Raw genomic sequence first — 20,191 nt, forward strand, 5'->3', positions numbered from 1 at the left:
CGCCACTGGTAGAGTTGGCTGGGCTGCAGGCCCAGCTCACGCGCGGCAGCGGCAGTGCCCACTCGGTCAGCGAGGGCAAGAGCTTCCTCGCGGTAGGCGTCGGAGTAACGGGCACGGGTCTTCTTCATCGGGGTAGCTTGCTTGGCCATGGGTCACCTCGTTGAGTGTACTACCTTAACGGGGTGTCCACTGTTGCTGGGCAAGATCAGACTGATCTGCGGCGAGTGGCAGGATCGGCAGGTAAGTGCTGCTGCTGCGACCGCTGAACAACCCTCTGGCTGACGAGGTGCTCCATGTGCGGCCGCTTCGCCCTCTACAGCGACTTCCCCAGCCTGGCGGCCTCGCTCGAGCTGCCGCTGGCCGAGGGCGAGCTGACGCCTCGCTTCAACGTATCGCCGGGCACCTGGATTTCGGCGGTGCGCCGGCATGACGACAGCGGCCAGCTGAGCCTCGATGAGCTCTGGTGGGGCTACCGGCCCCACTGGGCCGACGAAAGGTCTCCGCAGCCCATCAACGCCACCGTTGAGAAGGTCGCCACCTCGCCCTACTTCCGCGGTGCCTTCGCCCATCACCGCTGCCTGGTGCCGGCAGACGGCTGGTACGAGTGGCTGGCCGTGGACGGCCGCAAGCAACCCCACTACCTGACCCACCGCGACGGTGTCAACGTCAGTGAAGGTTGTCCGGTTTTCATCAATTCAGATTGTCCGGTGATCATCAGTCTGCACTCATCGGAACAGGGTCAGGGGCGTGTGAGGTCTCGTCCTCCTTCGTTGTCGGTGTGGTCACCAATCCGGCTCGACGCTTGTCCTTCAGCCGGTAGCTCTCGCCTTTGATGTTCAGCGTGGTCGAGTGATGCAGCAGCCGATCCAGGATCGCCGTGGCAATGACCTGATCGCCGAAGATCTCACCCCAGTCCATGAACGACTTGTTCGAGGTGAGGATGGTGCTGGCCCGCTCGTAGCGCCGGTTGATCAAGCGGAAGAACAGGCTGGCCTCCTCGCGGGTCATCGGCAGGTAGCCCATCTCATCGAGTACCAGCACCTTGGGATAGGTCAGCTGCTGGAGTTGCCGGTCCAGACGATTCTCCTGGCGAGCGCGCATCAGCGTGCCGACCAGGCGATCCAGGGTCATGAACAGCACCCGGTGGCCGGCCTCGGCGGCTTTCACCGCCAAGGCGACGGCCAGATGTGTCTTCCCGACGCCGGGCGGGCCGAGCAGCACGACGTTTTCTCCGCGCTCGACGAAGCCCAGGCCGGCCAGCTCGCGCACGATCTTATGGTCGATGCTGGGCTGGAAGCTGAAGTCGAACTGCTCCAGGGTCTTGATCCACGGCAGCCGCGCCTGCTTCAGGCGGGACTCCAGCCCCTTCTGGTGGCGCCCGCCCCATTCCTGTAGCAGGGCCTGTTCGAGGAACTCGCGGTAGTTCAGATCCTGCTTGCTGGCGTGCTCGCAGAGGCTGTCGAGCGAGGCCTGGAGGTGGTCCATCTTCAGGCGGTTGAGTAGCTGTTCCAGGGCCATCACAGCACCTCCTCGTAGACCCGCAGGTCACGCTGCTGCACCGACAGGGTCTGCTGCCACAGGGCGGCATGGTGCTCCGGGACGGTCCGCCAGCCGGCCTGTGGCACTTGCAGACGGTGCTGCGCGATGGCGTCACCGGCCGGTGAATAGACGGTCAGCTCATCGTCCAGGCTCAGCCGAATCACCACCGCCTGGCCACAGTAGCTTTCCGGAACGCTGTAGCGGTTGCCACGGACCTCGATGTAGCCATCCCAGCCGACCTGGCGAAGGTCGTGGTAACGCGTATCGAAGTCGGTGGCGGGCAGTGACTGGAGGGCCTTCGCCTCGGCGGAGAAGCGCTCGGCCGGGGTCTGGCGGAACTGCCTCAGCGGTCGCTGATCGGCCACCCGCGCAAGCCACAGCAGGAGCAGCTGGTTCAGGTGGGCATAGCTCTCGAACTGCCGGTAGCGCTGGAAGAAGTGCTGCTTTACGTAGCCCACCATGCGCTCGGTCTTGCCCTTGGTGCGCGGGCGCTGCGGCCGGCACGCCTTGGGGGCGAAGCCATAGTGGTTGGCCAGTTGCAGGAAGCCGGCATTGAAGATGACGCGGTGGTCGCGTCCATGCTTCAGCACCGCCGCCTTCTGATTGTCGACTAGCACCGTGCGCGGCACGCCGCCGAAGTGGCGGAAGGCCTGCACCAGCGCCTCGTAGGTGTGCTCGGCATCCTGACTGGGAGCGGCCCAGGCATGGAACCGCCGCGAATAGCCCAGCGTGTTGACGGCGAAATTAACCTTGCAGCGCTGGCCGGCGATGACCGTTTCGATCTCGCCCCAATCGTGCTGGAGTTGGAAGCCGGGCTGAGTCTCGAAACGCACCGTCTGCTTGCTTGGCCGCAGGGCCCGCTTGGGCTGGATGTACATCCGCACGATGGTGACACCGCCGGTATAGCCCTGCTCGCGGATCAGCTGGAAGATCACCTCGGCGTTCCAGACATTGTCCGCCAGCAGCTGATCGATGATCGGCTTGTAGGGATCCAGCTTGCTGCCGCGCGGCCTCGCCGGGCGCCCAGTGGGAGCCTCCTCGCGGGCCAGATGGCGGCGCACAGTGCGTTCGGAACAGCCGATCTGATGTGCAATGTCCACGAGGTGGGCGCCTCGCTGGTGAAGTTGCCTTATCATGAGAAAGTCCTCTCGGCTCAGCATGGCGCGGTCCTTACAGGTTTGGTCACCAGCAAGGAAAGGTCATGCGGGTCGGGGGGACAATCTGTTTTGATGATTTACGGACTTATAGCTCCGGCGTCGACAACGGCGAGCCGCTATGGTTTGCCGGCATCTGGATGCAGCGCCCGGACGGCAAGCCTGGCTGCGCGATCCTCACCGAGCCCGCTCGCGGCGTCGCCAAGGCGATCCACCCACGCATGCCGCTTATCCTGGATCAGCAGAGTCTGGAGCCCTGGCTCGATCCCGACCTGGCCGACCGCGAGGCGATTCGCCATCGGGTCCACCACCTCTTGCACGACCAGCTGACCCACTGGCCGGTAAGCACCCGGGTCAACAAGCCGGTGGAGGATGATCCGGCGTTGATCGAGGCGCAGCGCTGAAGCGCCATTGTGGCTCAGGCAGGGTTGGAGCCGCCGCTTTCGGTTTACAATCTGCCCAGATGGCAAAGGAGTGACCCCGATGAAACATAAGCATTCGCTTGCGGCGTTGTTGGTCGGCATGTTGGCAATGGCCGGCTGCGCCGGGTATGACACGACATACGGCGGCGCTACCGTCAACGAGACCCTGGAGAATACCTACTGGAAATTGGTGACGGTGGGTGAGCACAAGGCGGTGGTCGTCGATGAGGCGCGCGAGGCGCATCTGGTACTGCATGCCGAGGACAGCCGCCTGGCAGGCTCCACCGGCTGCAACCGCATGATGGGCGAGTATGAGCGTGACGGCGACCGGTTACGTTTTGGCCAGGTGGCCACCACCATGATGGCTTGTCCTGGTGAAGTGATGGGGCTAGAGCGAGAATTTCTCGATGCCCTTGACGCCGTGGCCAGTTGGCAAGTTGAAGGCGAAACCCTGACCCTCGTCGACGGAGAGGGCGAGGTACGTGCCCGCTTCGAGGCGGTGCACCTCTACTGAGCGGAAACCAGTCAGTCACTGGGCGATCGGGGACGTACCCCGATTGTCCCATTCCTACCCTATCGCCTGGGCCCCGAGTAACGAACAACCTCGCCATCGCAAAGGGTGGCCACATGCCTTCCCGGTGAGAACCTCGGGTTGGTCCAGAAATAGGTCTTGCATGTCTTGTTGTTGAATCGCTGGGTGTTGTGGTTATGCGGATGCCCCAGGACCTGGATGGTTTGAGCCTCTGTCATTCCAATCGCCAGCAAGCCACGGGCGCGTGCCCTTGTGATGTTGTTGCGCTGGTCGGCACGGTCGATGTAACCGACTTCTGGTGCGTTGGGGAGTCGCTGCTGTTGGGGCGCGCGGGCAGGGGATTGTGGGCTGGACCTCGGGGGCCGGGAACGTTGCAGGGGGCGCTGGTGACTCGGCGGGGCCTGGTAGGTCGATAGTGAGTCACGTCTTACCGAGCCGGTACCGTCACCGCATGGGGCGTCCTGAAAGGTGGTACGGCCATCCACTTCACACCGATAGACCTGCGCCTCGGCGGTCAGTGGCAGAAGAAGTATGGCAGTGAGAAGTACTGACCTGATCATCCTTGATCCCTCGGGGCACAATTTGCTAAATCAATTTAGCACACATCCTGTAACATTCCATGAAAGCCGATGACGCCCCCAGATTTCCACTCGCTTTCCCGCTATTCCCCCGTCCCGCTTTTCCCGAATCGGGCGCGGTGCTGTCCCGGCGTCAGCCCCGTGTGCTTGATGAACATCTTGCGAAACGCGCTGGTGTCCTCGTAGCCCACGGCCAGGGCGACCTGCTCCACGCTGTCCCGGCGGTTCTCCAGCAGCTCCCTGGCGCGCTGCAGCCGCAGCTGCTGCAGGTACTCGCCGGGGCCGAATCCGGTGGCCTGGCGGAAGCGGCGCATCAGGGTGCGCTCGCCGAGGCCCGCGGTGGTGGCCATCTCGGCAGTGGTCTGGCGGCGGGTGAAATGCGCGTGCAGGTGGTGCTGGAGCCGCAGGATCGCCCGGTCGCCGTGGGCCATCTCGGGGGTGAAGGCACGGTAGTAGCGCTGCTGGCGCTCGCCGGTGTCGATGACCAGGAAGCGGCCCAGCGCCTGCACCACGGAGGGCGGCACGTGGCGTGCGACCAGGTGCAGGCCGAGGTCCATCCAGGCCATGACGCCGCCTGCCGTCACCAGGTCGGCCTCCGGCACCAGCAGGGCATCGGTATCCAGGGCGAGGTGGGGGTAGTGGGCCCGGAACTGTGCCTCGAGCTGCCAGTGGGTGGTGGCCCGGCGCCCCTCGAGCAGGCCGGCCTGGGCCAGCAGGAAGGCGCCGGCACAGACGGAGCACACCACCGTGCCAGCGGCGTGCCACTCACGCAGCGTCCGGCAGAGCTCGGGCTGGGCGCTCAGGTAGGCGTCGCCCTCCAGGATTGGCGGCACGATGGCGATCTCGGGGGGCGCGGTGGGCGTGCTGTCCGCCGGCAGCAGCTCCACGGCAAAGAGTGCCTCGGGCGCTGGCTGCAGCTCCTGCAGGATGCGGTTGGCGGTGCCGAACAGGTCCTGGAGTCCATACACGGCCGATTGGGCGCTGCCCGGCAGGGTCGGGATCGCGATCCGGATGCGGCGGGGCCGCGTGTCATTTATTGCCTGCATTGTGTCACTCCTGCCACCCGACCTCATGGCCAGGGCCTGCCATGATGCTGACTCCATCTTCCAAGGAGAAGCGCCTCATGAGCCATACCGCCCTGATCATCGTGGATCTGCAGAACGACTACTTCCCGGCCGGCAAGTGGCCGCTGGTGGGTATCGAACAGGCCGCCGACAACGCCGCCGGCGTGCTCGCCCACTTCCGCGAGCAGTCGCTGCCCATCGTGCACATTCGCCACGAGTTCCCCTCAGACGAGGCGCCGTTCTTCGTGCCCGGCAGCGAGGGGGCGCGCATCCACGCCTCCATGGCGCCGCAGGAATCCGGAAGTGAGGCGGTGATCCTCAAGAACAGCGTCAACGCCTTCCTGAATACCACGCTGCACGAGCACCTTCAGGAGCAGGGCATCGAGCAGTTGGTGGTGGTCGGGGCCATGAGCCACATGTGCATCGATGCCGCCACCCGTGCCGCCGCCGACCTGGGCTATGGGGTCACGGTGCTGCAGGACGCCTGCGCCACCCACGACCAGGTGTTCAATGGCGAGACGGTGCCGGCCGCCCAGGTGCACGCGGCCTTCATGGCCGGGCTCGGCTTCGCCTATGCCGAGGTCACCGATACCGCCGCCTGGCTGAAGCAGCAGGGCTGATCGCCATAGGGGGGAATGCCGCTCAGGCGAGGTCGAAGAGCAGGAGCTCCGCATCCTTCGTCCCGACCGCCTCGATGGTTTCCCCCGGCTGGAAGGCGGCGGCGTCACCGGCCGCGAGCCGCTGCCCGTTGATCTCCGCTTCGCCGCGTACCACGTGCAGCCAGGCATGGCGCACCTCCGGGGTCGGTGCCCGCTCGCCGGCATCGAACCGCCCGACGTAGAGGTTGACGTCCTGGTTGACGCTCACCGAGCCGTCGCGCCCCTGCCGGGAGACCACCAGCCGCCACTCGCCCTGGCGCTGCTCGGCGGGAAAGGCCTTCTGCTCGTAGCCGGGGGCGATGCCTCGACGCTCGGGTTCGATCCAGATCTGCAGGAAGTGCAGCTCCCGGTCGGGGGCATTGTTGAACTCGCTGTGCATCACCCCGGTGCCGGCCGACATGCGCTGCACGTCGCCCGGTCGCATGATGGCGCCGTTGCCCATGCTGTCCTTGTGGGCCATTTCCCCTTCCAGCACGTAGGAGAGGATCTCCATGTCCCGGTGGGAGTGGGCGCCGAACCCCTGGCCGCCCTGCACGCGATCCTCGTTGATCACGCGCAGCTTGCGAAAGCCCATGTGGTTGGGGTCGAAGTAGTCGGCAAACGAGAAGGTGTGGCGAGATTTCAGCCAGCCGTGGTCGGCGTAGCCGCGCTCGTTGGCATGACGAATGATCATCGGAATCTTCCTCCAGGGGGTTGGCCATCATCCGGCGAACAGTCAACCGGCGGCAGATTGCTCGTTCATGGATAGCTTGCAGGGTATCGCCTCGGCAAGAAAGTCGATCAGCGCCCTGACCGCGGGGACCAGCCCCCGGCGAGAGGCGAAGACCGCCTGGATGGTCCCGTAGGGCGTGCGCCACTCCGGCAGCACGCGAATCAGCTCACCCGAGTCCAGACCCGGTTGGCAGATGTTGTTGGGCAGCAGCGCCACTCCGAGCCCCTCGCGGGCTGCGGCCAGCAGCATATCGAAATTGCTGCACATCAGTCTCGGACGCAGATCGAAGATTCGGGTCTCGTCATCGGGTCCGTGCAACTCCCAGTGGGCCATATCCGACTCCTCGGCCATGGAGAGGGCCGGCACCTCGGTCAGCTGGTCGATGGTGGTGGGGAGTTCATGCTCGGCCTGCATGGCGGGGCTTGCCGCAAGCACCAGCTGGCTCTGCCCCAGCGGGCGCATCACCAGGGAGGCATCGGCCATGTCCGGGCGGGTGCGTACCCGGATGGCGATGTCCAGGCGGTCCTCGATCAGGTCGGCGCGGCGTTCGAAGACCTGCATATGGACCCTCACCCTGGGATACCGCTTCATGAAGGCGGGCAGGATATCCCTGATCAGGTTGTGAATCAGGCCCTGGGGACAGCTGAGGCGAACGATACCGTTCGGCTCGGCCTGCGCCTGGGCCGCCACGGTCTCCGCCGCCTCCACGCCCGCCAGCATGGTTTCACAATGCTCGTAGAACGCCTGGCCCACCTCAGTGGGACGGACCTTGCGGGTAGAACGTTCCAGCAGCCTCAGCTGGAGCCGTTCTTCCAGTCTTGTCACCCGCTTGCTGAGCGTCCCCTTGGGGACGCCGATGTGCCGGGAGGCGGCAGAGAAGCCTCGGTGAGTCACTACCGCATGAAAGTAGAAGTAGTCGTTCAGGTCGTGCATGGCGCGAGGGTCTCCAGAGCCGAGGAAAGGACCCTAATCGTTTCCTCAGGGAAACGCAAAGTTAAAAATTAGCCTGCTACTAAATGATTGGAGCGTCCTTATAATGCAACGCATGCCTTCACACCGATGGCTCGCTCCACATTGACCAACCCAGGACTGATTCATGAAAAACCAGAAAGCCGCACTTTTCATCGCCCTTTCCCTCGTTTCAGGCATCGCCCTTGCCGAAAGGGGCTCCGCTGATTTCAACCAGCCGATCACTCCCGCTTCGGCCAGCACGGGGCAGAACAGCTTCGAGGCCCTGGACAGGAACGGCGATGGGGTCATTTCCCCGGAAGAGGCGGAGGCAGGCACTCTGCCGGCCAATTTCCTCTATCTGGATCGCAACCATGACGGCGTAATCTCGCTCAAGGAGTTCAACTACCGTCCGCGTTGATCCCGCTGTTCAGCTAACAGGGATCGCGCTCAGGGCCGTCACGCCAGAGCGACAGTCACACGGGGAGAAGGGCGCCGGCCTTTCTTCCCGTGTTCGTGCAGGGAGGCCAGCCTGACCTGGCGTCACAGGCGATACGCATCGCGTCTGATCCGCTGGCCAGCGCTGCCGCTGCCCCCATCGCCGGGTGACGGGAGATACATCGCCTAGGGCGAGAGATCCACCACCACCGGGTCATGGTCCGAGGAGCGGAAGGGGTCGGGGCGGAAGAGGCGCGCGGCACTCTCCGGGCCATCGTAGCCGAGGAAGCGGGGCTCGTCGGCATTGATGGGCCAGGGGTGCACCGCCGCCACGGCCGCGGCCAGCGCGGGGCTCGCCAGGGCGTGGTCCAGGTAGCCTGACTCGCCGCGGAACACATAGCTGTAGCGGCGTTCGGGGGGCAGCTCCCGGGCCAGCAGGTCGACCAGGCCCGCCTCGGTCAGCGTGCGGATCGGGTCCTCGGCGCCATAGGCATTGAGGTCGCCGATCAGCAGCAGCCGATCGCTTCCCTCGGCGGCGAGGCGCTCGAGGAAGGCGGTCACGGCCCGGGCCTGGGCCACCCGGCGCTCGTTCCAGCAGCCTTGGCCCTGATCGATATCGCCGCGGTCGATGTCGCCCCGGGCGGGGCAGCCGGTCTTGGACTTGAAGTGGGCGGTCACCACGCCGAAGGCGGGGCCGCCTTCCACGCTGCGAAAGAAGGCCGCCAGGGGCGGGCGATGGTGGACGCGGTCGCCGTCGGCATGGAGCTCGCTCACGGCCGCCACCCGGTCCGGCCGGTAGAGCAAGGCGACCTTGATGGCATCGGCGCCGCGATCGGCGCGGCCGCCCACCGCGCGATAGCGCACCCCGGTGCGCCGGCTCAGCTGCTCGACCAGGTCGGCGAGCGCCCCGGGGGCGTTCTCCACCTCCACCAGCGCCAGGATATCGGCATTCAGGCCCGCCACCGCGGCGGCGAGCTTGGCCCGCTGGCGCTCCAGTGCGTCGGTGTTTTCCGCGCCGCGCTGGCCCAGGGTGGTGAAGTAGTTCTCGACGTTGAAGGTCGCCACCCGTAGCCGCTCCCCCGGCTCGTCAAGCGGTGCCGGGCGTGGGTTCGTCTCCTGAAAGCGAGGCGTCTGGGTCGGGTGCAGGCGGTGGGCGTCGAAGGCGCGGGTGAGCACCCCGGTCAGCCCCGCGACCCGGCTGCCGACGCGTCGCGTGCCTTCGTCGCTCAGGTAGGGAATCGGGCTTGGAAAGGTCCGGTAGCTGCCGTCGTCCAGCCTCAGGACGGCGCGCTGCTGGTCGTTGCCGGGCGCGTTGGTGGGCCGGAAGAGGCGCTCATTGGCGAGCCTCAGGGCGCCGTAGCGGGCGAGCTCGTCATTGCCGGTGACGGTGAGCGGCTGGGGGAAGCTCACTAGCCGCCCCTCCAGGCGGGAGAGCGCTTCCTCGTCGAGGGGCCACGCCAGCGACTCGGGTGCCGGCAACCGGTCGCGGGCGCAGATCGCATAGCGATCGACCCGCTGCAGCTGGACCTGGCCGCGGTGCTCGCCGGTGCGGGCGTGGAGCTGGACGTGGCGGCCCGGGACGATGCGCGCGATGTCGCGCTCGGTGGCTGCGGGCATGTAGACGAACAACCCCACGGGGCCCTGCTCGGTGTCCTGCTGCAGGTAGAAGCCATCGAGTCGCTCGCGGCCCAGGAAGGCGCCGGTCACAACGCCCTCGGCCACCACCGCCTGGCCTTGGGGCAGGGCCGGGGCGCCGCCCACGCCCTTGATGGCGGCCAGGTCGGCGCTTGAGGGGGCGGGGCAGCTGGCCGCCGCCGGCGCGGCTGTCAGCAGCAGGGCCAGCAGGCCGGCGGCGAGGGTGGTCAGGGCACGGGGAGCTGCCATGGGATGGCGTCAGTGGGCGTCGCTCGCGGGGTGGCGCTCAGGCGAGATCGTTGCCCAGGGACTTGAGCTTGTCGGGGCTCAGGGCCAGGTCATCGTTGCGGTTGACGCCCACGCCCTGCGCGATGATGCCGCGGGCGATCTCCTGGGCCTCTTCCAGCGAGTGCATCTGGAAGGTGCCGCACTGGTACTCGTTGAGCTCCGGAATGTCCTCCATGCGCTTGACGTCGAGCACGTCGCGCATGGCGGCGAGCCAGGCGTCGGCGACGCGCTGCTCGCTCGGGCTGCCCAGCAGGCTCATGTAGAAGCCGGTGCGGCAGCCCATGGGCGAGATGTCGATGATCTCGACGCTGTCGCCGTTCAGGTGCTGGCGCATGAAGCCGGCAAACAGGTGCTCCAGGGTGTGAATGCCCTTTTCGCCCATCATGTCCTCGTTGGGCTTGTTGAAGCGCAGGTCGAAGACGGTGATGGTGTCACCCGAGGGGGAGCGCATGGTCTTGGCGACGCGCACCGCCGGGGCAGTCATGATGGTGTGGTCCACGGTAAAGCTGTCGAGTAGGGGCATGTCGACTCCTGCCGGTGATGAGTTGAGGGGCGCGTCGGCGTTGGTGGCTCGCGCTGCGGGCATGGTATCTCGCCACGGCACCTGTCCGCCAACCGGAAGCGAGGGGCATCTCGCCGTGGCAATCACCGGGTAGGAAAGCGAGCGTCCCGGATCACCTCATGGCGCGCCTCACTCCCGCGCCAGCGGCCTGCCGTTGATTGCCGAGAGGGCCTCGTTGGCTTCGAGGATCTGCGCCTCGATGCCGGTCACACCCATGCCTTCTAGGCGGGCGGTGTGCATCTGCCGGTAGGCCTCGGCGTCCTCGCGGGTGGCAAACAGGTAGACGCCGCCGGCGCGCTTGCCTGCCTCGTCTTCCGTCCAGATCTTCCACAGCAGGCCGGGTTCATCGTTGATGGATCGGGCCAACGGGGTCATGGCCTCCACCATGGCTTCGCCGAAGGGGCCTTCGAAGGGGAAATGTACCTGCAGAATCACGGCCATGGGGGCCTCCTTGTGGTGGAGTGGCACTGCATGAAGTCGGGGCGTGGGGCCTGCACAGCGGCGGGCCCTCGCCCCGACCGGTGGCGGTGGGGGCTACAACCGGCTGGCCACGGCGTCGAGGAAGCCCTGCATGTCGACGATGGTCTCCGCGGCAGGGTCGGTGGTCTTGCCCTTGAGGTCGCCGGTGATGATCCCGGCATCCACGGTATCGATCAGCGCCGCCTTGAGGCGGTGGGCATAGTCGACCAGGGCGGCGTTCTCCCCGCGCTCGCCCAGGGTCTCCAGGGCATTGGCCACGGCGAAGAGCAGGGCGGAGGAGTTGAAGTGGGCCTCCTTGCCGTCGGTCTCGAGGTACTTCAGGTAGAGGTCGTGGGCGGTGCCGTGGGGCGCCTCGAACAGCATGGTGCCGTCCTTGCTCTCGATGATCGAGCTGGCGGTGGCCAGGCTGCCGCCCAGCGCGGCGGAGATGTCCGAGAAGATGTCGCCGTCCAGGTTCTGCGCCGGATAGAGGGCGTTGCGGGGCGGGTCGGTGATCATCTTGATCAGCTGGCTGGAGGGCCGCATGATCATGAACGACGGCGGCGGGGTGCCGGCCTCGGCGAGCTCGCGGCGCACGTCGGTGATCGCCGTGCTGAACACCTCGTCGTACTCCATGTACTCGCGCTTGAGGCCGAAGTAGACTTCCTTGCCCTTGCGTGAGGCGTCGCGGAAGACCTGCAGCACCCAGTCCTTGATCGCCGCCTGGTCGTTGGACATCAGCAGGATGGCGTCGCCCTTCCTGACCCGCCGCGCGTGCTTCTCCTCGCCGTCGACGATCACCTTGAGGATGCCGTCTTCCGCGGCGGGCGCGTTGAAGCTGCCGTACTGGTCGCCGCCGCCGGCGCTCATGCGCGAGATGGAGACCTGGGCCTTGCGGTCGGGAATGCCGTAGCGCTTGAGCTCCTCCACCAGCTTGTAGAGCTTGCGGCCGGTGGTGTTGTCCGGCACGCCCCACAGCGCGCGCTTCGGTGGGTTGGCGACGATGCGTGCGGCCTGGGCATCGATCAGCTCGTAGTGATAGGAGAGCCCCAGCGCTTCGACCTGCTCGCGGTAGTCGCGATCAAAGATCTCCTCGATGGCGGCTCGCATCACGCCGTCGTAGCCGGCGATCACGGTGTCCTTGAGGCCCAGGTAGATATCGCGCTTCTCGCCGATGGAGCGCTGGAAGAAGCGGTGGGCCCAGGCCCTGACGTCGTCCACGTCGTTGGTGGCCAGCAGCCAGGGGTCGCCCTTGTTGACCTCGCGGCGGTGCAGCTCCATCGGGTCGCCGCTGGCCCCCACGAACATCAGCTTGACCACGCCGGTGGCACGGGAGAGCTCGTTGAAGCTGTCCTTGATGCCGCCGGCCTCCATGGTGTCGACCTCGATGTCGCGGTCGATCCATTCGGGGCGCGAGACCTTGAGGTTGCGAAACTCGATGTCCTCGCGGGTGATGTTGCCGCCGATGCCCTTGCGGATGGCCCCGTTGGGCGACTTGGTGGCCAGCGCATGCAGGCGGGTGCCGTCGATCTCGGGGTGCTTGGCGAGCAACTCACCGAGTTGGGTGCGGTTGACCGTCATGCCGGCGTTCTTGATTCCCACGCCGTGGGTCTTCAGCGCCTCGACGGCGTCGACGATCACCTGACCGTTGGTGACCAGGCGGTTCTCGGCCGAGAGGTCGATCTCCACCAGCGGCATCTCCAGTCGGGAGGTCACGAAGGTGTCTAGGATTCTCTCGAAGGCCACCTGGGCCATCTCGTCGCCGTGCAGGATGACGAGGGGGGCGTCGACTCTGATCTTGCTGCTCATCACTCTTCCCTTTTTGAGATGATGGAAACCGCTGCGCTGTGAGAATGCGCACAGGGTACGCCTGCCGCCGGGCTCCCGCCAGGCGGCCAAGGGCGTAGGCCGTGCTACCCGTGCCCCTCCGGATCGGCCGCCCAGCGCTCGTCGGGATGCACCTCGTTGGCCGGCAGCACCGGGTCGTAGCCCTCGGCGCGCAGCGCCTCGATCACCTCCCGGGTGTGGTCGCTGCCCAGGGTCTCCAGGGTGGCCTCGACCTCGGTGGCGCGCAGCGAGAGGTCGGTGAAGGTGCGCTGGTGGGCGATCTGGATGACATTGGCGCGCTGCTCGGCGAGCAGGCGGGTCAGCTCGGCCAGCGAGCCGGGCACGTCGGGGATCGCCACGCGGACCCGCACGATGCGCCCGGTGCGCACCAGGCCACGCTGGATCACCGAGGAGAGCGCCAGCATGTCGATGTTGCCGCCGCACAGGATCAGCCCCACCTTGCGGCCGCGATAGCGCTCCGGCTCGGCCAGCACGGCGGCCAGCCCCGCGGCGCCGGCGCCCTCGGCCACGCTCTTCTCGATCTCCAGCAGCAGCAGGATGGCGCGCTCGATCTCGGCCTCGTCGACCAGGCGGATATCGCTGACCAGTTCGCGGACGATGGGCAGGGTCAGCCGGCCCGGCTGCTTGACGGCGATGCCCTCGGCCAGGGTGGCCAGGCCGCAGTGGATCGTCTCTCCGGCCAGTGCCTGCTTCATGGCCGGGAAGCGTGCGCTCTGCACGCCGATCACCTCGATGGCGGGGTTGAGCGCCTTGGCGGCCACGGCGTTGCCGCCGATCAGCCCGCCGCCGCCGATGGGGATCACCAGGCACTCCAGGTCGGGCACCTCGTCGAGCATCTCCAGGGCGATGGTCCCCTGCCCGGCGATGATCCGTTCGTCGTCGTAGGGGTGCACGAACACCAGGTCGCGCTCCTCGGCCAGGCGCCGGGCATAGTCGCCGGCCTCGGCGACCCCGTTGCCCTCCAGGTGCACCTCGGCGCCGAAGTTGCGGGTGTTGCGCACCTTGAGGTTGGGGGTGTGGCGCGGCATGACGATGGTGGCGTGAATGCCCAGCCGGGAGGCGTGGTAGGCCACCGCCTGGGCATGGTTGCCGGCAGACATGGCGATCACGCCGCGGGCCCGCTCCTCGGCGCTGAGCGAGAGCAGGTGGTTGAGGGCGCCGCGCTCCTTGAAGGCGGCGGTGAACTGGTGGTTCTCGAACTTGATGTAGAGCTCGCAGCCGGTGAGCTGGGAGAGGGTGTGCGAGCGCAGGCAGGGGGTGCGCTCCACGCTGCCCCGGATGCGGGCGGCGGCCTGGCGCACGTCGTCGAGGGTCACGGTCATGGTGGGCGGCTCCGGGTTGGCTGAGCCCTCCATGATGCGTCGCCGCGATACGCTTGTCGAAGCCGGCGCCGCCCGCGAGGGAAACGCTTACCGAACCCCGGCGGCTGGGATAGAGTCCATCCAGGCACCCCTTCCATGGTGATACCCACGAGGAGCATGCGATGAATGCCAGCAGGATACTGGAACAGCTGATGCAGCAGGCCGGTGGCCAGTCGGGCCGTCAGGGCGGCAGCGGGAGCCAGGGCGGTTCGGGCCTGGATATCAAGGGCATGCTGGACGGGCTCTCGCGCCAGCTGGGCGGTAGCGGCGAGGGGGGCACCGCCGGGCAGGGCGGTGGCTCGGGGCTGGACGTCAAGAGCCTGCTGGGCGGCGGCGCCCTGGGGCTGCTGGTCGGCTCCAAGCGCGGCCGCAAGCTGGGCGGCAAGGCGCTCAAGTACGGCGCCATCGCCGGGGTGGGGATGCTGGCCTGGAAGGCCTGGCAGAACTCGCGCGGGCCGGGCGGCGAGTCGCCCGCCGAGGGCGAGCCGGTGGAGCGCCTGGGCGGTGAGGCCCGCGAGCGGCGTAGTCTGGAGCTGCTGCAGGCGATGATCATGGCGGCCCGTGCCGATGGCCATATCGACGACCAGGAGCGGGCGCTGATCACCCAGCAGATCGATGCCCTGGGTGCGGACCAGGAGCTGCACGCCTGGGTGGAGCGCCAGCTGGCGGCTCCGCTGGATGCCGAGGCCCTGGCTCGCCGGGTCGATTCGCCCCAGGCGGCCCGCGAGATGTACCTGATCAGCGTGGCGGTGGTCGACGAGCAGAATGCCATGGAGCGCGCCTGGCTCGACCAGCTGGGCCAGGCCCTGGCGCTGCCCGGCGAGGTCACCGCGGCGCTGGAGCACCAGGCGCGCGAGGCCGGCTGATGGAAGCGGCACTGATGACGCTGGCCACCGGCTTCGGCCTGGGGCTCTCGCCCTGGGCTTCGGGCACGGTGGGTTCATTGCTCGGCCTGCCGCTGGCCTGGTGGCTGCTGGGGCGCACCCGCCGCGTGCAGGCGGGCGTCACCCTGGCGCTGCTGCTGGCGGCGGTGCCGGTCTGCCACCTGGCCGAGGCGCAGCTGGGCGCCAAGGACGACGGACGCATCGTGCTCGACGAGATCGTCGCCTTCCCGGTGGCGGTGCTGGGCCAGGCGGGGGCACGAGCGCCCTGGGCGATGGCCTCTGCCTTCGTGGTCTATCGGGTCTTCGACAGCACCAAGCCGCCGCCGGTGACCCTGGCCGAGGCGGTGCCCGGCGGTGCCGGCATCGTGCTCGATGACGTCGTGGCCGCGGCCATGACCTGGCTGGTGATGGCGGGCGGCCTGGCGCTGTGGCGGCGGCGTCAGGCGTCGTCCTGAGTCGTCGGCGGGAAGCGCACGTCGAAGCCGCGAGCGTCGAGCTGGCGGATCTCGCGGGGTCGGCCCTGCTCGTCGAAGTCCACCAGGCCGATCCCGCAGCCGTTCCATAGCCGCTCGCCGGCCCTGGCGCGATCCGGGTCGCGCGGGGTGATGGCCAGGCGCCGGCGCTGGGTGAGCCAGTTGAGCGGCGAGCGGGGGGCATAGAGCCAGCGGTTCAGCCGGTCGAACCAGTCGAGCAGGGAGTCGGGGAAGGTGTTCTTGATGCCGCTGGAGGTGATCTGCCACAGGTGCGGCCCCTGCCGGCGATGGCGGACGCGGATGTCGTAGGCAAAGGAGTAGTGCACGTCGCCGGAGAGGACCACGTAGTTCCCCGGGGTGCGCGAGTGGCGGAAGATGTTGAGCAGCACGCTGGCCGCGCCGCGGTGGGCCATCCAGTTCTCGGCATCCACCATCAGCGGCTTGCCGGCCAGGGTGAACAGCTTCTGCACCACCTCGATCAGCTTGACGCCGAACATCGGCGCCGGCGAGACGATGATCACCGAGCGGTGATCGAGCAGCGTCTGCTGAAGTTCGCTCAATGCCTCCCAGTCCATCAGCCCCGAGGGACGCCTGGGGCTGCGTTCGCTGCGCCAGCGCCGGGTGCGGGTATCGAGGACCACCAGCGGCGGCTCGCCGGGTACCTGGTACTCCCAGCCCTCGAAGCGCAGCAGGCGGCGGATCAGGGTGTCCAGGGCCTCGCCGTCGAGCCAGCCGTCGTTCGCGGCGGCGGCCTCCAGCAGGCGGGCACATTCGTTCAGCGGCTCGGCCAGGCGGTCCGGGTCGTTGCCCCAGCCCTGGCAGAGCAGGTAGCCGACCAGAGCGTTGCCGATGATGCGCCGGGAGAAGGGATGGCCATAGGCGGTGCTCTCCCAGTCGGCGGTGAGGTTCCAGTCGTCGGTGACATCGTGGTCGTCGAAGATCATTAGCGTCGGCAGGCGCGCCAGCAGCCGCGCACAGGCCGGCAGGCCCTCCACGAAAGACTCGATGACGGCCTGCTGCCGACGAAACAGCACGCGGTGCTTCTCCGCCAGCGGGGGCGCTTCGATCTCGATCAGCTGCCATGGCGTCGGTGACCAGGCCAGCAGGTACATGGCCACCATCTCGGCCAGGGTGGCCAGGTGGTTGTGGGCGTTGGCCGAGGTGAATACCGGCTTGCGCACCCCTCCGAAGAAGCGCTCGCGCAGGTTCTCGCTGCTCTCCACGTCGGGCAGCAGCGACTCGCGGTCGTAGTAGTGGGCGGCCTCGCCGTGAAGGGCGCGGCTGTCGACCACCACGGCACCCTCCAGCGGTTCGTCGAACAGCCCCAGGCGCTGTATCAGCGCATGGATGGCCACCAGCATGGGGCCGGCGACGTCGTCGGCGTAGACCTGGTCGCCGGTCATCAGCAGCCAGGCGGGGCGCTCGTCGGGCCGGTGGCGCCGTTCCGCCAGCCAGGCTTCTGCGCGCACCAGGCCGTCGGGGCCATCGTGGTGGGGCTTGCGGCAGGAGCCATGGAGCAGGCGGTGATGGCGGCTGCTCAGGACGAAGCCGGGCAGCTCGCCGTCGGTATCGAGCAGGTGGGGCCCCCAGTCGGCGATGCCCCGCGCCTGGCCGGCGTCCCGAAGGCAGAGGTCGTAGGTGATCAGGGTATCCCGGGGCAGCGGCGTGTCCAGCGGCAGGTCGATCAGGTGCAGCCAGGCGTGGCGCCCGACGGGCAGGCGCCGGCAGTGCTGCGCCTCGATGGGCCGCCGCCGGGTCGCCTCGCCCGCCGGAGTGAGGGCAAGGGTCAGCTCGAGGGGGCGGGTGGCGGCCAGCCATATCACCAGGCGATCGGGCGTCAGGCGCCTGAGGAGCGGGCCGGCCAGCACGTCGGGCAGGGGGGCGTCATCCATGGGCGGGGTCATCCGTGCACTCCTGGGGTCACCCCGAGACCGACCGGTGCCGCGTCGATAGGTTCCCGCCATGGCGCGGCGGCCCGTGCCGGATGCCAGCCCGCCCGGATGGGTTCAGTGGCGCCCCGCGGCAACCGGGTCGGCGAGCAGGCGCTGCGCCAGCCCGGAGACGTGGGGATCCTCCACGCCGAGCGCCTGCAGCGCCTCGGCCAGGTGGAGCAGGTAGTCGCGGTTGGGGCCGCTGGGGCCGTGGGCCCGGGCGATCTGCTCGGCGATGGCGTCGAGCGGGGCGTCGCCGAGGAAGGCGGCGTTGTCCTCGGTGGCCAGGTAGACCAGGCCCTCGGCGCGGCCGCCGGCCGGGTCGTCGAAGCACAGGGTGATGACCTCGCGCAGGTAGCCGTTCTTCTCGCGCACATCCAGCGGGGCCAGCACCTCGGGGGTGATGCGATAGGCCATGCCGTGGCAGCGGGCGCCCGGCTCGCGCGCAAGCGTGGCGACCCGTCCCGGGGCCTCGGGGGTGCCGCGATGGTCGTGGGAGCCCTGCCAGAATCGCCGCACCCAGCCGTGGATATGGGCCGGGCGGCGCTCGAGGTAGGGAAAGTCGGCCTTCCAGATCAGCGAGCCATAGCCGAACAGCCAGATCTCGTCGTGGCCGTCGAAGTGGGTCATCTGGCGGTTGAGATGGGTGGTATCGAGTGTCATCCCTCCATGATGCTTTGCCTCGACGGGAAAGTCGAAGGGGGCGTGGGCGACGCGGTCACCCGGGTGCGGTAGTCTGGCGGCCTGTCCACTTTCTGCTGATGGAGCCCGACCCATGACCGTGATGATTCTCGGCCTGCTGATCTTCCTGGGGGTGCATTCGGTACGCATCGTCGCCGACGACTGGCGCAGCGCCCAGATCCGCCGCCTGGGCGAGCTGCCGTGGAAGGCCGCCTACTCCGTGGTCTCCATCGTCGGCCTGGCGCTGGCGGTCTGGGGCTATGGCCAGATGCGCCTCGACCCCACCTGGGTATGGTTCCCGCCGGTGGGGCTGCGCCACGCCGTGTCGCTGCTGATGATTCCGGCCTTCATCCTGCTGGTGGCGGCCTATGTGCCGGGCAACCACCTCAAGGTGAAGCTGGGCCACCCGATGATCATCGCCGTGAAGCTGTGGGCCTTCGCCCACCTGCTGGCCAACGGCCGGCTTGGCGATATCGTCTTCTTCGGCGCCTTCCTGCTGTGGGCGGTATTCGACTTCCGCGCTGCCCGGCGTCGTCCGGCGCCTGCGGCACCGGCACCGAGCCTGGCCCGAACCGCCATCACCGTTGTCGTCGGCCTGGTCGCCTACACCCTGTTCGCCTTCCACCTGCATGTCTGGGTCACCGGCGTGCCGGTGATGTGAGGCGACGAGCGGGCGACCCTCAGCCCGGTGTCACGGAGACGGCCAGGGCCGCCTCGCGACTGTCGCCCTGGGGGCCGCAGCAGCGTTGAAGAAATTCCGGAAGGCATAGGGGGGATGCTCTAGGGTTAGGCAGTGGACTGGCTCCGTCATCCAACTGACACCTTGCCGCGCGATAACGGCAAGGGTCTGCCGGCATGCGGCAGCCCGAGTCCCCAATCTTCATGGAGAACCTCGTCATGACAATCACGCGTCGCCGCTTCCTGCAGGGGTCCCTGGCCGCCGGGGCCGCCGCCACCCTGCCGTCCTCCTTCTATATCAATCGGGCGATGGCCCGGGAGCCCCTGCGCATCTACGCCTGGGCGGGGTACTTCACCGACCGTATGCTGGAGGACTTCACGGAGAAGACCGGCATACCCGCCACCTTCACCCCCTATGGCACCAACGACGAGCTGATGAACTCGCTGCGGGCCAGTGACGGCAGCGGCTTCGACGTGATCATGCCCACCGTGGACCGGGTGCCCGGCTATCTGGACTTCAACCTGATCCAGCCGCTGGACGAATCGCGCATCAACTGGAGTGGTGCCCTGGAGAGCGCCATCGAGGGCTCCGAGGTGGGCGGCGTGGTGGACGGCAAGCGCTATTTCGCCCCCAGCGACTGGGGCACCGAGGCGATCACCTGGCACCGCCGCTTCGCCGACGTCGATCGTGCCAACCTCAGCTATGCGGACCTTTGGAACCCCGAGCACGGCCAGGGGGTGACGGTGCGCGGCCATTCGGCGCTGGTCGGCATAGGCCTGTGGCTGGAGCGCGAGGGCCGGCTGCCGTTCCCGCTGCTCGACTCCTACAGGAGCGAGGAGGCGATGCGCGCCAACTTCGATGTCATCGTCGAGGAGGCGATCAAGCACAAGGCGATGCTGGTGCAGTTCTGGGACACCGAGAACGAGGCCCAGGCCGCCTTTCGCACCAACGGCGCCATCATCGGCCAGACCTGGGACTCCACCGCCTTCCGCCTGCAGCAGGAGGGCGAGGAGATCGCCTACGGTGCACCGAAGGAGGGGGCGCTCGCCTGGATGGAGGGCTTCGTGATTCCCCGCAACGCCCGCAACCCGGATGCCGTCTACGAGCTGATCAACTGGTACTACACCCCCGAGGCGGGCGCGATGTTCGTCGAGGCCACCGGCTACAACTCCACCGCCAAGGGGGCCACCGAGCTGTTGCCCGAGGCGACGCGCCAGTTCTTCACCGACTCCTACACCGAGCAGGACCTGGCCAACCTCTGGTGGTGGCCGATCCAGGAGCCCTGGTACGTGGCCCTGCGCAACGAGTATCAGGACCGCTACCTTTCCGCCTGACCGCGGGGCG

General features: G+C 67.8%; 23 protein-coding genes. 9 read left to right on the forward strand and 14 right to left on the reverse strand.

Annotation, left to right across the window (positions count from 1 at the left end; all coding sequences use genetic code 11):
* Positions 1 to 149, reverse strand: a 149-nt coding sequence (locus BDK63_RS10615) for a transposase (RefSeq protein ID WP_183331712.1), incomplete at its 3' end; no start/stop codon positions are given.
* Positions 150 to 293: 144 nt separating this feature from the next.
* Between BDK63_RS10615 and BDK63_RS10620 the strand changes: the two genes are divergently transcribed.
* The gene (locus tag BDK63_RS10620; protein WP_183331714.1) at positions 294 to 833 is read left to right on the forward strand and encodes an SOS response-associated peptidase; all 540 of its coding nucleotides are present in this window, start codon (positions 294 to 296) and stop codon (positions 831 to 833) included.
* Here BDK63_RS10620 and istB read toward each other — a convergent pair.
* Together istB and istA are read right to left on the reverse strand one after the other, a co-directional pair.
* The gene (istB, locus tag BDK63_RS10625; RefSeq protein ID WP_183331716.1) at positions 715 to 1,521 is read right to left on the reverse strand and encodes an IS21-like element helper ATPase IstB; all 807 of its coding nucleotides are present in this window, start codon (positions 1,519 to 1,521) and stop codon (positions 715 to 717) included. The genes BDK63_RS10620 and istB overlap by 119 nt on opposite strands.
* Positions 1,518 to 2,699, reverse strand: coding sequence for an IS21 family transposase (istA, locus tag BDK63_RS10630; RefSeq protein WP_183331719.1), 1,182 nt, complete (start codon positions 2,697 to 2,699; stop codon positions 1,518 to 1,520). The genes istB and istA overlap by 4 nt, the downstream gene beginning before the upstream one ends.
* A 41-nt stretch (positions 2,700 to 2,740) precedes the next feature.
* Between istA and BDK63_RS10635 the strand changes: the two genes are divergently transcribed.
* Together BDK63_RS10635 and BDK63_RS10640 are read left to right on the forward strand one after the other, a co-directional pair.
* Positions 2,741 to 3,097: an SOS response-associated peptidase family protein gene (locus BDK63_RS10635; RefSeq protein WP_183331721.1), complete on the forward strand. Its 357-nt coding sequence runs from the start codon at positions 2,741 to 2,743 to the stop codon at positions 3,095 to 3,097.
* A gap of 79 nt (positions 3,098 to 3,176) precedes the next feature.
* Positions 3,177 to 3,629 carry an META domain-containing protein gene (locus BDK63_RS10640; RefSeq protein WP_183331723.1) on the forward strand — a complete coding sequence of 151 codons (453 nt, stop codon included), beginning with the start codon at positions 3,177 to 3,179 and terminating at the stop codon, positions 3,627 to 3,629.
* Positions 3,630 to 3,688: 59 nt separating this feature from the next.
* Here BDK63_RS10640 and BDK63_RS18785 read toward each other — a convergent pair whose 3' ends face one another.
* Both BDK63_RS18785 and BDK63_RS10645 read right to left on the reverse strand, forming a co-directional pair.
* Positions 3,689 to 4,207, reverse strand: a complete 519-nt coding sequence (locus BDK63_RS18785; protein WP_425485954.1) for a DUF4124 domain-containing protein — start codon at positions 4,205 to 4,207, stop codon at positions 3,689 to 3,691.
* Positions 4,208 to 4,308: 101 nt separating this feature from the next.
* Positions 4,309 to 5,271: a GlxA family transcriptional regulator gene (locus BDK63_RS10645; RefSeq protein WP_183331725.1), complete on the reverse strand. Its 963-nt coding sequence runs from the start codon at positions 5,269 to 5,271 to the stop codon at positions 4,309 to 4,311.
* A gap of 77 nt (positions 5,272 to 5,348) precedes the next feature.
* Here BDK63_RS10645 and BDK63_RS10650 point away from each other — a divergent pair, with 77 nt between their 5' ends.
* Positions 5,349 to 5,909 (forward strand): cysteine hydrolase family protein, encoded by a 561-nt coding sequence (locus BDK63_RS10650; protein ID WP_183331728.1) that lies wholly within the window; start codon positions 5,349 to 5,351, stop codon positions 5,907 to 5,909.
* A gap of 22 nt (positions 5,910 to 5,931) precedes the next feature.
* On the opposite strand, the gene BDK63_RS10655 is transcribed toward BDK63_RS10650, so the two are convergent.
* Entirely contained in the window at positions 5,932 to 6,621 is a 690-nt protein-coding gene (locus BDK63_RS10655) for a pirin family protein (RefSeq protein WP_183331730.1), read from the reverse strand.
* 42 nt (positions 6,622 to 6,663) lie between these two features.
* Positions 6,664 to 7,593: a LysR family transcriptional regulator gene (locus BDK63_RS10660; RefSeq protein WP_183331732.1), complete on the reverse strand. Its 930-nt coding sequence runs from the start codon at positions 7,591 to 7,593 to the stop codon at positions 6,664 to 6,666.
* 163 nt (positions 7,594 to 7,756) lie between these two features.
* On the opposite strand from BDK63_RS10660, the gene BDK63_RS10665 reads away from it, so the two are divergent.
* Complete coding sequence (locus tag BDK63_RS10665; protein WP_183331918.1) at positions 7,757 to 8,029, forward strand: EF-hand domain-containing protein; 273 nt, start codon at positions 7,757 to 7,759, stop codon at positions 8,027 to 8,029.
* 203 nt (positions 8,030 to 8,232) lie between these two features.
* Here the strand turns inward: BDK63_RS10665 and BDK63_RS10670 are convergent, their stop codons facing one another.
* From BDK63_RS10670 to BDK63_RS10690, 5 genes are all read right to left on the reverse strand, one after another.
* Positions 8,233 to 9,930 (reverse strand): ExeM/NucH family extracellular endonuclease, encoded by a 1,698-nt coding sequence (locus tag BDK63_RS10670; RefSeq protein ID WP_183331734.1) that lies wholly within the window; start codon positions 9,928 to 9,930, stop codon positions 8,233 to 8,235.
* A 37-nt stretch (positions 9,931 to 9,967) separates the two neighbouring features.
* Entirely contained in the window at positions 9,968 to 10,492 is a 525-nt protein-coding gene (gene luxS, locus BDK63_RS10675; RefSeq protein ID WP_183331736.1) for an S-ribosylhomocysteine lyase, read from the reverse strand.
* A 168-nt stretch (positions 10,493 to 10,660) separates the two neighbouring features.
* Complete coding sequence (locus tag BDK63_RS10680; protein ID WP_183331738.1) at positions 10,661 to 10,972, reverse strand: monooxygenase; 312 nt, start codon at positions 10,970 to 10,972, stop codon at positions 10,661 to 10,663.
* A 93-nt stretch (positions 10,973 to 11,065) separates the two neighbouring features.
* Complete coding sequence (locus tag BDK63_RS10685; RefSeq protein ID WP_183331740.1) at positions 11,066 to 12,799, reverse strand: isocitrate/isopropylmalate family dehydrogenase; 1,734 nt, start codon at positions 12,797 to 12,799, stop codon at positions 11,066 to 11,068.
* 104 nt (positions 12,800 to 12,903) lie between these two features.
* Entirely contained in the window at positions 12,904 to 14,160 is a 1,257-nt protein-coding gene (locus BDK63_RS10690; RefSeq protein WP_183331742.1) for a threonine ammonia-lyase, read from the reverse strand.
* Positions 14,161 to 14,321: 161 nt separating this feature from the next.
* On the opposite strand from BDK63_RS10690, the gene BDK63_RS10695 reads away from it, so the two are divergent.
* The gene (locus BDK63_RS10695) at positions 14,322 to 15,065 is read left to right on the forward strand and encodes a tellurite resistance TerB family protein (protein ID WP_183331744.1); all 744 of its coding nucleotides are present in this window, start codon (positions 14,322 to 14,324) and stop codon (positions 15,063 to 15,065) included.
* Complete coding sequence (locus tag BDK63_RS10700) at positions 15,065 to 15,538, forward strand: phosphatidylglycerophosphatase A family protein (RefSeq protein ID WP_183331745.1); 474 nt, start codon at positions 15,065 to 15,067, stop codon at positions 15,536 to 15,538. The genes BDK63_RS10695 and BDK63_RS10700 overlap by 1 nt, the downstream gene beginning before the upstream one ends.
* Here the strand turns inward: BDK63_RS10700 and BDK63_RS10705 are convergent.
* Positions 15,523 to 17,460, reverse strand: a complete 1,938-nt coding sequence (locus tag BDK63_RS10705) for an alkaline phosphatase D family protein (protein WP_246386037.1) — start codon at positions 17,458 to 17,460, stop codon at positions 15,523 to 15,525. The genes BDK63_RS10700 and BDK63_RS10705 overlap by 16 nt on opposite strands.
* Positions 17,461 to 17,562: 102 nt before the next feature.
* Positions 17,563 to 18,150, reverse strand: a complete 588-nt coding sequence (locus tag BDK63_RS10710; protein ID WP_183331747.1) for a gamma-glutamylcyclotransferase — start codon at positions 18,148 to 18,150, stop codon at positions 17,563 to 17,565.
* A gap of 112 nt (positions 18,151 to 18,262) precedes the next feature.
* Between BDK63_RS10710 and BDK63_RS10715 the strand changes: the two genes are divergently transcribed.
* Positions 18,263 to 18,829, forward strand: a complete 567-nt coding sequence (locus tag BDK63_RS10715) for an NnrU family protein (RefSeq protein ID WP_183331749.1) — start codon at positions 18,263 to 18,265, stop codon at positions 18,827 to 18,829.
* A 236-nt stretch (positions 18,830 to 19,065) separates the two neighbouring features.
* Positions 19,066 to 20,181: a substrate-binding domain-containing protein gene (locus BDK63_RS10720; protein ID WP_183331751.1), complete on the forward strand. Its 1,116-nt coding sequence runs from the start codon at positions 19,066 to 19,068 to the stop codon at positions 20,179 to 20,181.
* The last annotated feature ends 10 nt before the right edge of the window (positions 20,182 to 20,191 follow it).

The sequence above is a fragment of the Halomonas campaniensis genome, from assembly GCF_014193375.1.
Taxonomy (GTDB): Bacteria; Pseudomonadota; Gammaproteobacteria; order Pseudomonadales; family Halomonadaceae; genus Halomonas; species Halomonas campaniensis.